The sequence below is a fragment of the Bradyrhizobium zhengyangense genome, assembly GCF_022012435.1.
GTDB lineage: Bacteria > Pseudomonadota > Alphaproteobacteria > Rhizobiales > Xanthobacteraceae > Bradyrhizobium > Bradyrhizobium zhengyangense.
Genome location: NZ_JAKLUA010000005.1, coordinates 194,620 through 206,756 on the forward strand (window position 1 = coordinate 194,620; position 12,137 = coordinate 206,756).

At 64.3% G+C, this 12,137-nt stretch carries 12 protein-coding genes; 7 read left to right on the top strand and 5 right to left on the bottom strand.

Features of this window, described 5'->3' with window-relative positions; all coding sequences use genetic code 11:
- Positions 1-5: 5 nt before the first annotated feature.
- From L6637_RS18025 to L6637_RS18045, 5 genes are read left to right on the top strand one after another with little or no spacing between them, the layout of a single operon-like run.
- Positions 6-740, top strand: coding sequence for a CpaD family pilus assembly protein (locus L6637_RS18025; RefSeq protein WP_237863108.1), 735 nt, complete (start codon positions 6-8; stop codon positions 738-740).
- Positions 737-2,002 carry a CpaE/TadZ family protein gene (locus L6637_RS18030; RefSeq protein ID WP_237863109.1) on the top strand — a complete coding sequence of 422 codons (1,266 nt, stop codon included), beginning with the start codon at positions 737-739 and terminating at the stop codon, positions 2,000-2,002. Before L6637_RS18025 ends, L6637_RS18030 begins: the two co-directional genes overlap by 4 nt.
- Positions 2,003-2,023: 21 nt before the next feature.
- On the top strand, positions 2,024-3,487 hold the full coding sequence (locus tag L6637_RS18035) for a TadA family conjugal transfer-associated ATPase (RefSeq protein ID WP_237863110.1): 1,464 nt from the start codon (positions 2,024-2,026) through the stop codon (positions 3,485-3,487).
- Positions 3,488-3,503: 16 nt separating this feature from the next.
- Positions 3,504-4,481, top strand: a complete 978-nt coding sequence (locus tag L6637_RS18040) for a type II secretion system F family protein (protein ID WP_237863111.1) — start codon at positions 3,504-3,506, stop codon at positions 4,479-4,481.
- A 9-nt stretch (positions 4,482-4,490) separates the two neighbouring features.
- Positions 4,491-5,465: a type II secretion system F family protein gene (locus tag L6637_RS18045; protein WP_237863112.1), complete on the top strand. Its 975-nt coding sequence runs from the start codon at positions 4,491-4,493 to the stop codon at positions 5,463-5,465.
- Between the two features lie 130 nt (positions 5,466-5,595).
- On the opposite strand, the gene L6637_RS18050 is transcribed toward L6637_RS18045, so the two are convergent.
- The 3 genes from L6637_RS18050 to L6637_RS18060 form a co-directional block, all read right to left on the bottom strand.
- On the bottom strand, positions 5,596-6,411 hold the full coding sequence (locus L6637_RS18050) for a tetratricopeptide repeat protein (protein ID WP_237863113.1): 816 nt from the start codon (positions 6,409-6,411) through the stop codon (positions 5,596-5,598).
- A gap of 71 nt (positions 6,412-6,482) precedes the next feature.
- A complete protein-coding gene (locus L6637_RS18055; RefSeq protein ID WP_237863114.1) occupies positions 6,483-7,988 on the bottom strand; it encodes a metallophosphoesterase family protein in 1,506 nt (501 codons plus the stop codon).
- Between the two features lie 276 nt (positions 7,989-8,264).
- Positions 8,265-8,468: a hypothetical protein gene (locus tag L6637_RS18060; protein WP_237863115.1), complete on the bottom strand. Its 204-nt coding sequence runs from the start codon at positions 8,466-8,468 to the stop codon at positions 8,265-8,267.
- Between the two features lie 201 nt (positions 8,469-8,669).
- On the opposite strand from L6637_RS18060, the gene L6637_RS18065 reads away from it, so the two are divergent.
- Together L6637_RS18065 and L6637_RS18070 are read left to right on the top strand one after the other, a co-directional pair.
- On the top strand, positions 8,670-10,043 hold the full coding sequence (locus tag L6637_RS18065) for a leucyl aminopeptidase family protein (protein WP_237863116.1): 1,374 nt from the start codon (positions 8,670-8,672) through the stop codon (positions 10,041-10,043).
- Positions 10,036-10,878, top strand: coding sequence for a C40 family peptidase (locus tag L6637_RS18070; protein ID WP_237863117.1), 843 nt, complete (start codon positions 10,036-10,038; stop codon positions 10,876-10,878). Before L6637_RS18065 ends, L6637_RS18070 begins: the two co-directional genes overlap by 8 nt.
- Positions 10,879-10,961: 83 nt before the next feature.
- On the opposite strand, the gene L6637_RS18075 is transcribed toward L6637_RS18070, so the two are convergent.
- Together L6637_RS18075 and L6637_RS18080 are read right to left on the bottom strand one after the other, a co-directional pair.
- Complete coding sequence (locus L6637_RS18075) at positions 10,962-11,141, bottom strand: hypothetical protein (RefSeq protein ID WP_237863118.1); 180 nt, start codon at positions 11,139-11,141, stop codon at positions 10,962-10,964.
- A 79-nt stretch (positions 11,142-11,220) separates the two neighbouring features.
- On the bottom strand, positions 11,221-11,463 hold the full coding sequence (locus L6637_RS18080) for a DUF6894 family protein (protein ID WP_237863119.1): 243 nt from the start codon (positions 11,461-11,463) through the stop codon (positions 11,221-11,223).
- Between the last annotated feature and the right edge of the window lie 674 nt (positions 11,464-12,137).

The window sequence follows — 12,137 nt, forward strand, 5'->3', positions numbered from 1 at the left end:
AAGTCATGATCACAACACGACCCCAGAACCGCCGCCGCACCGCCGGCCTCGGCGGCGTGCTCGTCGGTATCGCGCTTGCGCTCGGCGGCTGCCAGCATGACGAGGTGGCAACGGCGTCCATTCCCGACGACTACAAGCAACGTCACCCTATCGCGATCGAGGAGCAGAACCGCTCGATCGTCGTTTTCGTCGGTCACGCCCGCGGCGGCTTGACCGCGGCCCAGCGCGCCGACGTGATGGGCCTGGCGTCGACCTGGATGCACGAGGGTACCGGCGCCATTCATATCGACGTGCCCACGGGAACGCCCAATGCGCGCCCGGTCGCAGAATCCATGCGTGAGATTCAGGCGATGCTGGCGGCCGGGGGCGTCCCCCCGCGCGGCATCATCGCCCGCCCCTACCAGCCCGAAGACAAGCGCTTCCTGCCGCCGATCCGACTGACTTATTCGAAGGTTGCGGCGGTCGCAGGCCCGTGTGGCCTTTGGCCAGAGGACATCGGCCCCTCGATGAAGAACAAGAGCTGGTTCGAGAACAAGGACTATTACAATTTCGGCTGCGCCTATCAGCGCAACATGGCGGCCATGGTCGACAATCCGTCGGACCTCGAGCAGCCGCGGCCTGAAACTCCTGTTTACACCGCGCGACGCACTGCCGCCTTCGAGAAATACCGCAAGGGCACGCCGACGGCGATCTCCTATCCCGAGGCCGAAAAGGCCAAACTCAGCGACACCGGCAAATGATCAACTACGCGCGCCAGACTCAGGAAGAGCAGCCGGAGATCCCACCGCCGGTCGAGGAGCATATTGCGCCTGCGCCGCGCGTCTCGGTCCAGGCCTTTTGCGAAACCGTCGAGACCGCCGCAGCCGTGCAATCGGCCGGCGAGGATCGCCGCCTCGGCAAGGCCCATCTGAAGATCCAGATGGGCGGTATGGCGGCTGCAATCGAAGCTTACCGCTCGGCACCCACGCCGAATGTAATTGTGCTCGAGAGCGACGCCCGCAACGATCTGTTGGCCGGGCTGGACCAGCTCGCCACCGTCTGCGACGCCGGTACCCGCGTCGTCGTCATCGGCCGCATCAACGACGTCATGCTCTATCGCGAGCTGGTGCGCCGCGGCGTCAGCGACTACGTGCTCGCGCCGGTCGGCGCGATCGACGTCGTGCGCTCGATCTGCAATCTGTTCTCGGCGCCGGAAGCCAAGGCGGTCGGCCGCATCATCGCCGTGGTCGGCGCCAAGGGCGGCGTCGGCGCCTCCACCATTTCCCACAACGTCGCCTGGGCCATCGCTCGCGACCTCGCGATGGACGCCGTGGTCGCCGATCTCGACCTTGCTTTCGGCACAGCCGGGCTCGACTATAACCAGGATCCGCCGCAGGGCATCGCGGATGCCGTGTTCTCGCCGGATCGCGTCGATACCGCCTTCATCGACCGCCTGCTGTCGAAATGCACGGACCATCTCAGCCTGCTGGCGGCGCCGGCGACGCTCGACCGGGTCTATGATTTCGGCACCGACGCTTTCGACGCCGTGTTCGACACGCTGCGCTCGACCATGCCCTGCATCGTGCTGGACATCCCGCATCAATGGTCGGGCTGGACCAAGCGCGCCCTCATCGGCGCCGATGACATCCTGATCGTGGCGGCGCCCGATCTCGCCAATCTGCGCAATACCAAGAACCTGTTCGATCTCTTGAAGGCCGCCCGTCCCAACGACCGCCCGCCGCTGTACTGCCTCAACCAGGTCGGCGTTCCCAAGCGGCCGGAGATCGCCGCCACCGAATTCGCCAAGGCGATCGAGAGCCAGCCGGTCGTCTCGATCCCGTTCGAGCCGCAAATCTTCGGCGCAGCCGCCAACAACGGCCAGATGATCGCGGAAATCTCCGCGAACCATAAGTCTATCGAGATGTTCCTCCAGATCGCCCAGCGCCTGACCGGCCGGAGCGAGACGAAGAAACAAAAGTCGTCCTTGCTTTCACCGCTGATTGAGAAGTTGCGGGGAAGATAAGCCGCCGCATGGAGTTGTTAAGTGTTCGGTAAGCGTAGCGGAACAGACACCGACTTTCGGGCTCCCAAGCCCGGCGCCGTGTCGCCAGAGCCTGCCTCGGCTCCGGCGCCGACGGTGTCGCGCGCGCCGCCCCCGCCGGTGGTCGCGTCCCCGCCGCTCGCCCCCTCCCGGCCTCCGCCGGTGATGGAAACCCGCCGCTCGGACAATTATTACGAAGTCAAGGCGACCATCTTTGGCGCGCTGATCGAGGCCATCGACCTCGCCCAGCTCGCCAAGCTCGATTCCGAATCGGCGCGTGAGGAAATCCGCGACATCGTCAACGAGATCATCGCGATCAAGAACATCGTGATGTCGATCGCCGAACAGGAAGAGCTGCTCGACGACATCTGCAACGACGTGCTCGGCTACGGCCCGCTCGAGCCGCTGCTCGCCCGCGACGACATCGCCGACATCATGGTGAACGGCGCCGGTACGGTCTTCATCGAAGTCAGCGGCAAGATCCAGCGGACCGGTATCCGCTTCCGCGACAACCAGCAGCTCCTCAACATCTGCCAACGCATCGTCAGCCAGGTCGGCCGGCGCGTCGACGAATCCTCGCCGATCTGCGACGCGCGCCTTGCCGACGGCTCCCGCGTCAACGCCATCGTGCCGCCGCTCGCAATCGACGGCCCCGCGCTCACCATCCGCAAGTTCAAGAAGGACAAGCTGACGCTGGATCAGCTGGTCAAATTCGGCGCGATCTCGCCTGAGGGCGCGGAGATCCTCCAGATCATCGGGCGCGTCCGCTGCAACGTGCTGATCTCGGGCGGTACCGGCTCGGGCAAGACCACCCTGCTCAACTGTCTCACCAACTACATCGAGCATGACGAGCGCGTCATCACCTGCGAGGACGCGGCCGAACTGCAACTGCAGCAGCCCCATGTGGTGCGGCTCGAAACCCGCCCGCCCAACATCGAGGGCGAAGGCCAGGTCACGATGCGTGAGCTGGTGCGAAACTGCCTGCGTATGCGGCCCGAACGCATCATCGTCGGCGAAGTCCGCGGCCCGGAGGCCTTCGACCTCCTCCAGGCCATGAACACCGGCCACGACGGCTCGATGGGAACGCTGCACGCCAACAATCCCCGCGAAGCGCTGTCACGCTGCGAATCCATGATCACGATGGGCGGCTTTTCGCTGCCGTCGCGGACGATCCGCGAGATGATCTGCGCCTCGATCGACGTCATCGTCCAGGCCGCGCGTCTGCGCGACGGCTCGCGCCGCATCACCCACATCACCGAGGTGATGGGCATGGAAGGCGACACCATCATCACCCAGGACATCTTCCTCTACGACCTGATCGGCGAGGACGCCAACGGCAAGATCATTGGCCAGCATCGCTCGACCGGCATTGGTCGCCCGAAATTCTGGGAACGCGCCCGCTACTACGGCGAAGAGAAACGCCTTGCCGCTGCGCTCGACGCCGCGGAAAAGAAACCGAACACGTGAGCAGGCCGGCGCAGCCATGAACATTCAGGTCCTCGCCCTCGCCTTCCTCGCCACCGCCGCTGTCGGCGGCATCGCCTGGGTCTTCCTCTATCCGCTGCTGTCTGGCGAGCGAAAGGCCGAAGGTCGGCGCGCCTCGATCGCGCGCGCCGATGCGCCCGCTGCCAAGCAGGCGGAGAAGAGCCAGCGCTCACGCCGCGAGCAGGTCGAGAGCTCGCTCAAGGACCTCGAGGCGAGGCGGGCGCAGGAGAAGAGCGTCCCGCTCAACATTCGCCTGTCGCAGGCGGGGCTCGACTGGACCACACAGAAATTCTGGATCGTATCCGGCGTCGTGGCGGGTGTGTTTTTCTTCGGCGCGCTGTTTGGTGGCGGCGGCCTGCTCGGCGCGGCCGGACTTGCCTTTGCCGGCGGCTTGGGCCTGCCGCGCTGGGCGCTGGGCTTCCTGAAGAAGCGTCGCGAGAACAAGTTCCTGGCGGCGCTTCCCGACGCCGTCGACGTCATCGTCCGCGGCATCAAGGCCGGACTGCCGCTGTTCGAGTCCATCAAGGTCGTCGCGGCTGACGCGCCGGAGCCGCTACGCAGCGAGTTCCTGGCCATCATCGAGACACAGGCGATCGGCATGCCGCTCGGCGAGGCCTGCTCGCGGCTCTACGATCGCATGCCGCTGCCGGAGGCCAACTTCTTCGGCATCGTGGTGTCGATCCAGCAGAAGTCGGGCGGCAACCTCTCCGAAGCGCTGGGCAACCTCTCCAAGGTGCTGCGCGACCGCAAGAAGATGAAGGAAAAGATCCAGGCGATGTCGATGGAGGCCAAGGCCTCGGCCGGCATCATCGGCTCGCTGCCGCCGATCGTGATGTTCCTCGTCTACCTCACGACCCCCGGTTACATCTCCCTGCTGTGGACCCATCCCACCGGCCAGCTCATGCTGGTCGGCTGCGTCGTCTGGATGTCTGTCGGCATCATGGTGATGAAGAAGATGATCAACTTCGATTTCTAACGGTGCCGCATGGTCGAGTTCCTCGTTACGAAACTGCATGACGCCCACTTCATGACCATGCTCCTGGCAGCCATCGCTGCCAGCGCCACCGTTTACACGCTGGTGATGCCGATGTTCGCCGGCGAGGGCCTTGCCAAGCGCATGAAGGCGGTGGCGAGCGAACGCGAGCGCATCCGGCAGCGCGAGCGCGAACGCCTCAACAAGAGCGAGAAGGTCTCGCTACGCCAGACCCCCAAGCAGCTCGTCTCGAAGGTGGTCGAGGATTTCAATCTCACCAAATGGCTGGCGCAGGAGGCCGCGCGCGACAAGCTGATCATGGCCGGCTATCGCGGCCATGCGCCCTATGTCACGTTCCTGTTCGCCCGCCTGGTCGCCCCTATCGTGCTGTTCGTCGGCTCGATCGTCTATGTCTTCCTGATCGCCCATATGGACCGCCCGATGCCGATCAAGATCGGCATCTGCGTCGGCGCGGCCTATCTCGGCCTCCAGGCGCCAATGCTGTTCCTGAAGAATGCGATCTCCAAGCGCCAGCTCTCGATCAAGCGCGCCTTTCCCGATGCGCTCGACCTGCTGCTGATCTGTATCGAATCCGGCATGTCGGTGGAAATGGCGTTTCGCAAGGTCGCCACCGAAATCGTGGGCCAGTCGATCGCGCTGTCCGAGGAGTTCACCCTGACCACGGCCGAGCTGTCCTATTTGCAGGACCGCAAGGTCGCCTACGAAAACCTGGCCAAGCGCACCGGGCTGGAAGGCGTCAAGTCGGTCTGTCTGGCGCTTCAGCAGGCGGAACGCTACGGCACCCCGCTCGGGCAATCCCTGCGCGTCATGGCGCAGGAAAACCGCGACATGCGCATGAACGAAGCCGAGAAGAAGGCCGCCGCGCTGCCGCCGAAACTGACGGTGCCGATGATCCTGTTCTTCCTGCCGGTGCTGTTCGTCGTCATTCTCGGACCGACCGGCATCAAGATCTCCGAATTGCACTGACGCGGAAACAAAACTGCGAAAACAACCCCATGCACAGTAGCCGGCCAATCGCCGGCTCGGTGGCATGCGGGTTGCGGCAAACGTCTGAATTATCGGATGAAATTCACATCATCGCGCCAAAGGCGGCGAATCAGCCGGGCTGGCTGAGGGAAGCGACCGGCGTCCGCTTCGGCGCGCCGCGCGGATTGTCGTTGCGCCTCAGCATCTCCTTCAGATAGGCGACATTGGCCGCGGCCTGGTCCGGCGGCAGGTCCGCCTTCACGATGGTCTCGGCTTCCGCGAAGCGGCCCTGGAGGCCGACCACCAGGCCGAGATTCTGCCGCACCCGCGAACTCGCCCGCGGCGAGGCATAAGCCTGCCGCAGCGCCTCCTCCGCCTTGGGCAGATCGCGCGACAGCATGTAGGACAGGCCGAGATTGGAGAGCACGCCGGGATCGTCAGGCGCGATTTTGAGCGCGCTCGCATAATAGGCGCGCGCCTCGTCGTGACGGCCCAGCTGGTCGAGGCAGGTGCCCTGCACCGAGAGCAGGCGCCAGTCCGGATTGTCGGGCGAATGTGCCTTCGACAGCACGTCGAAGGCCTGCTGGAAATTGCCGACGTCGGAGAGCGCGCGACCGTATTGCGCCAGCAGCGCCTTGTTGCCGGGATTGGCGAGAGTCGCCTGTTCCAGCACGGCCGCGGCCTGGGCGTGCTGGCCGTTGGCGCGCAGCGCCTGGCCATAGGCCAGCGCCGTGTCGGCATCCTTCGGATTGGCACGATAGCGCTCGCCATAGACCTCGACGGCGCGCGCAGGATCGGCCGGCGCAGCAGCCTCCGCCTTCGGCCCGATCGAGCCGGTGACGTCGGAAAGCTTGGACATTGCCGTGCAGCCGCCGAGGCTGGCGGCCACCAGCGCGATCAGCGAGGCTGACGCAAGAAGCCGGACAGGACGGAACCGTTGACGCATGACGCCTTGACTCTCGAGCGGATTGATCGAGCCGAACGCGCCAGCAATAGACTGTTAACCCTAATGGCCGGTTAACGCGGTATGCTGGCCTGCGGCGGCGCCTCACCGCCGAGGTCCAGATCGAGACCGAGCAGCTTCACCTGGTCGTTCAAGCTCCGCAGCACTTGCAGCCGCTGCCGCGCCCTCTCCTCGACGTCGCCATCCTCGCGCGGCAGCGCCGGCCATCGGCGCTTGAGGTCATCACGATTGATCAGCCTGACGGCCCGGAGCTCGTCGAGCGTGGCGGGGTCGATGTCGAGCATGTCGGCGGATAATCCGATCAGTTCGCGAAGCAAAGCTCTGGCTTCTGCCAGCGCCGCGACATGGCGCCTCTGGACAGACCTGTCGAGCTTGCGATCGAGGTCGGCCAAGGCATGGGACGTCACGAGGTAGGTATAGAGACAATCCGTCCAGCCCTGCCCTCCGTCATCATAGAAGGCAGAGCGCGACAGCAATCGGCGTGCGAGCAGCAGAACCTGATCCCAATCCAGCGACGCCCACGAGGCAATCTCGATCGCCGACTGAATGGCGGGGTCTCGGGACAGATCTCGCCCGACCGGAAGGCTGATGAGCCCATCCGGCATGTTCGAATCGAGCGGGCTGAAGGCGCTATCGTTGCGCGGCCGCGAATAGCGGGCGATCGAGATCAGGTAGTCGGGCCGGTCCGCCGCGGGCGCCGCGCCGAAATGGATGATGTTGAAGCCGGCATCGTCGCCACCCTGCCCGGTCGAGGACGGACAGGACAGCACGTAGATCGTGCGCCAGAAATCCTCGCTGCCCCTTCGCGTCGCACGCGGATCGGGAATCGAATAGCGGGTAAGCCCCTCGACATGCCGGTGCCCGTGCAGCACCATGGTGACATTGAGCGAGGTCGCCGCTTCGAGAAAGGTGGCGGGCGCTGCGAGATACATCAGCGGCTCGTCGGCGGCACCGAGGAACCGTTTGCCTTCGCCGGTCGCCTGCGGCAGCGGATGATGATGCAGCGCCAGCACACGGACCAGGTTCTCCGTCGGCTCTGAATAATCCGCCCGCCCGGCTGAACCGACGGTCCCCGCGAGCTCGACGCTGAGCCTAGCAGACCGTGCGACCATCGCATGATAGGCCTGCTCGTCGACATGGCCGCTCGCGAGCGCCGTCAGGCTGGCGCTGTTGGAATCGAGCAGCATCAGGTCGAGACCAGCCTGACGGTAATAGACGCTCTTCGAGGTTCGCGGCAGATGCAGATAGTCGTAGGCATCGTGCCGGCCGCCCGGCTTACTCGGACGCTTGGCGTCGTGATTGCCGGCAACGGCCTGGATGTCGGTGAACAGGCCGCTCTGCCGGAACGACGCGATGACAGCGACCGCCTCCTCGAGCGAACGCGGCGTCGGATCATTCACGATGTCCCCCGTGATCAGCAGGACCCGATCAGGCACATCCATAAAGCGCGCCATCCGCTCGCGCATGGCGGCGGTGAGCGCCTCGATTGTCGGAAGCAGCCGGCCTGACCCGTCCAGGTGCAGGTCGGAGATCTGCGCAATGACAAACGATCTATTCATACTGCGCCGCTCAATGCGAATGCTGCGTCGCCCAAACGATTGAGAGAAATGCCTACGACGAAGAGCTCAGTCAGGTCACAACCCGGATCGGTATCATCAGGAATTCAACGGCGCTGTTGCGCTCGGTACGTGCAGAAACGCATCACACAACCTAAAAAGTATTTGTCAATAATGCCACAACCGAAACGCTAGTAAAGCCCTGCGGCAACGCACGCATGAACCGCGGTTCTCGACCAAGATACGAGCGCCGGCCGCGGATTGTTTCGGGAAGCTCGATCAATATTCGATGGCGAGACGCTTGCGGATCTCGTCAATGCGTTTGTCGAGCGCGTCGAATCGCGCGTGGACCGAGCGATCGTGGAGATAGAAGACGTAGCCGCCGGCGAGGAATGCGAAGACCCAATGGTGATGCTCGACATAGCCGAAGACGGCCTCGATGGCCTGGCCAATGAATGTGATCCCGCTCCACACAAATTCCATCGCAATTCCTCCCGGCACGCATTGTCGTCGGTCATGGGCGTTCTCTGCGCCCCTGATGACCTGCTTGGCGACCACTGCCGGAACCTAGCATGGGTCTTTCTCTGCGAGTAGCGGCTCGCTGAACGGTGACCGCAAAGCCGATTGCAGCCACCGCAAAACTCTGCGAAGTCTCCTCCAACCGAATGACCTGCGGACCCGCCAATGCCTTCCGTCTTCGAGACGTCCTCGACCGCCACCCCAATCACCTTCGTCACCAAATCGAGCTGGGAAGCCGTGCGCGAGACGCTACCGCCGGCGCAGCGCCAGTTCGCCGTTGCGAGCGCCTTTGCCGCCAAGCCGGGCGGCTATCTCGCGCTGCCCGCGCCCGACGGCGCGATTGCGCAGGTGCTGTTCGGCCTCGATGACGACGGCGCGAAATCGCGCGATCTGTTCCGGCCCGGCGCCCTGCCAGGCCTGCTGCCGGCAGGCACCTATCGCTTTGCCAATGCACCGCACGATGCACGACTGGCGGCGCTCGCCTTCGCGCTGGGGTGCTATCGCTTCGCCCGCTACCGCAAGGCCGAGAGACCCGACGCCCGCCTGGTGCCGCCCGATGGCATCGACGTCGCCGAGATCGATCGTATGGCGGAAGCTGCGATGCTGGCGCGCGACCTCATCAACACGCCGTCCAACGACATGGGGCCGGAGCAGTTGGCCGCCGCCGCGCAAGCGCTCGCGGCCGAGTACGGCGCCAGCTACGCCTGCACCATCGGCGAGGAGCTGGAAAAGAGCTTCCCGTTGATCCACGCGGTCGGTATGGCCTCGGATCGCGCGCCGCGGCTGATCGATATCGGGTGGGGCGACCTCACCCATCCCAAGGTGACGCTGGTCGGCAAGGGCGTCTGCTTCGACACTGGCGGGCTGGATTTGAAGCCGTCGAGCGGCATGCTGATCATGAAGAAGGACATGGGCGGCGCCGCCAATGTGCTGGCGCTGGCGCGCATGGTGATGGATGCGAAGCTGAAGGTGCGGCTGCGCGTGTTGATCCCGGCGGTGGAGAATGCCGTCGCCGGCAATGCCTTCCGTCCGCTCGACATCTTCACCTCCCGCAAGGGCATCACCGTCGAGATCGGCAATACCGACGCGGAAGGCCGGCTGGTGCTCGCCGACGCACTGGCGCTGGCCGACGAGGAGAAGCCCGAGCTGCTGATTGATTTGGGCACGCTGACGGGCGCTGCGCGCGTTGCGCTGGGGCCGGATTTACCGCCCTTTTACACCAATGATGAGACGCTGGCCGCCGACGTCGCGCGCTGCGCGGCGCAGGAGAACGATCCCTTGTGGCGCATGCCGCTGTGGCCGCCTTACGATGCGTGGCTGGACTCCAAGACCGCCACCATCACCAACGCGCCGTCGGGCGGCTTTGCCGGCTCGATCACCTGCGCTCTGTTCCTGCAACGCTTCGTCGAGCAGGCCAGGAGCTGGCTTCACGTGGATATCTATGGCTGGACACCGTCGGCGAAGCCGGCGCGGCCCGAGGGCGGCGAGTGCCAGGCCGCCCGCGCCATCTACAAGGTGCTGAGCGAGCGCTATGCATGATCTCAGGCTGACACCGGCGCGGAGCGACCTCGCCGCGAAATATCTCGAAGGCAAGGTGCAGGCCGATCGCTTCGTCACCGGCGAGGAGTTCGAGGTGATCGCGCCGATCGCGCCGGTCCGCGAGCAGCCGTCGTCGAACGCGATGCTGATGACCGAAGCACTGCGCGGCGAGCGCGTCACTGTCTACGATCGCAACGGCGAGGGCTGGGCCTGGGGCCAGCTCGGCAGCGACGGCTATGTCGGCTGGTTGCCGGATGCGGCGCTGATGAAGCCCGCAGCCGCGCCAACGCACAAGGTGACCGCACTGCGGACGCTCGCCTTTCCCGGTGCGTCGATCAAGCTGCCGCCTGATGATACGCTGGTGCTGGGATCGCAGCTCACGATCGCGCGCGAGGATGGCATGTTCGCCGTCACGCGCGAGGGTACATTCGTGCCGAAGACCCATCTTTCGCCGCTCGACCATCGCGAGCCTGATTTCGTCGCGGTCGCCGAGCGCTTCCTCGGCACGCCCTATCTCTGGGGCGGCAAGAGCAGCCTGGGCATCGATTGCTCCGGTCTGGTCCAGGCCTCGCTGACGGCTGCCGGGATTGGCTGCCCGCGCGACAGCGACATGCAGCAGGCGGGCCTCGGTCGCGCGCTGGAGCGGCACGAGCAGAGCAAGTTGCAACGCGGCGACCTGATCTTCTGGAAGGGCCATGTCGCCATCGTGCGTGATGGCAGCACGATGGTTCACGCCAACGCGTATCACATGGCGACGGTGATCGAGCCGATCGAGCCGGCGGTCGCGCGGATCAAGACGGCCGGCAGCGAGGTCGTTGCGATCAAGCGGCTGTAGCACGCGTCGTCGAGAATACCTCGCGTCTGCTTTGATCCACAAGCTGACCTCTTCAGATGAAAGAGGCCGCCAACTGAGAGCCCTTAGTGCTTTCGCTCATGCTCCCGCTCGTAGTTATCGAGCATTTCTAACTGGCTCGCTAAGCCGCCGAGCGTATGCACGATATTGGTGAGTATGGTGACCTTCTTGGTGGCGGTCCCAGCGACGCTAGCTTCGGCCTTGTAGGCTTCGGCGGCCACCCGACACTCAATGGCGCTCATCATTGGCATGCTCCAGGTTGGCGCTCCGTTGGCGAACACGCCCCCACGCCAGTACGGAAGGAGTTCCACTTGAGGAGGTCGCCTATTGCCACCGGGTGACCTCGAAATTAACCCGGACCTGCATGACCGGCCCCTCTTCATCCCTCACTTCTATCGCCATGTATCGCGTCGAAAAATGGCGGGCGCCATGCACAGCGTCGCGAGCCATGTCGGCCAAGGACTTGGCGGCTTCTTCTTGCACGTCCCGTAGATTTGAGAATTCCAGGCCTTCTTCGTCTAGAAGAAGAGCGTCTTCGTCGCGGAGGTCAAAATAATACACGGCCATGGCGCGCTCCCAATGCAGGCGGGAGCGCTCGTCTCTCTCAGCCACCGACGCCTACTGGCAGGGCCTAGGCCGATGATGTGAGAACAATACGCTTCGGCAGTATTCGTTGCTATCGAATTCGGACACCGCCCTCCAGCTGATGGTCGATGCAGCGAGATTCGACGAAGGCGGCCTTAGCCCTGCCAGATCAGGTTATGGCACTCTTTGCAGCGATAGACGTTTGCTACGCGACCTTCAGCCGTATCCGGAACCGTTAGATAATGGCACGGAATGGCATAGCAGACGGGACACTGGCTTGGCGGCTCTTGCGGTGACAACGGATTTTGCGACGCACTCAAAGCTCACTCCTATAAAGGCGGGAGCGCGCGTCTCTCTCTCTGCCACCGACGCCTACGGGCAGGACCCAGGTCGGTGATGCCAGAACAATGTTCCTATTCTCGACTGGTTACTAGCAGATTCGGTGCGCTACTCTGGCAGCTCAAGCCTCGGCGATCTGAGCCACTCGCTCATGTGCACGCCGGTTTCTGCATGTCTGGCTTTGCGGAGGGCGTACTCACGTTGAGGACCTGGGGGAAGGGATTTGGCTTCTTCACGGAGGCGTTCGGCTTCTTGGGTGAGGCGTTCTTCAAGGGATCGGGTTTGCTTGAATCGGCGGCGCCGCTGCATGACACAAC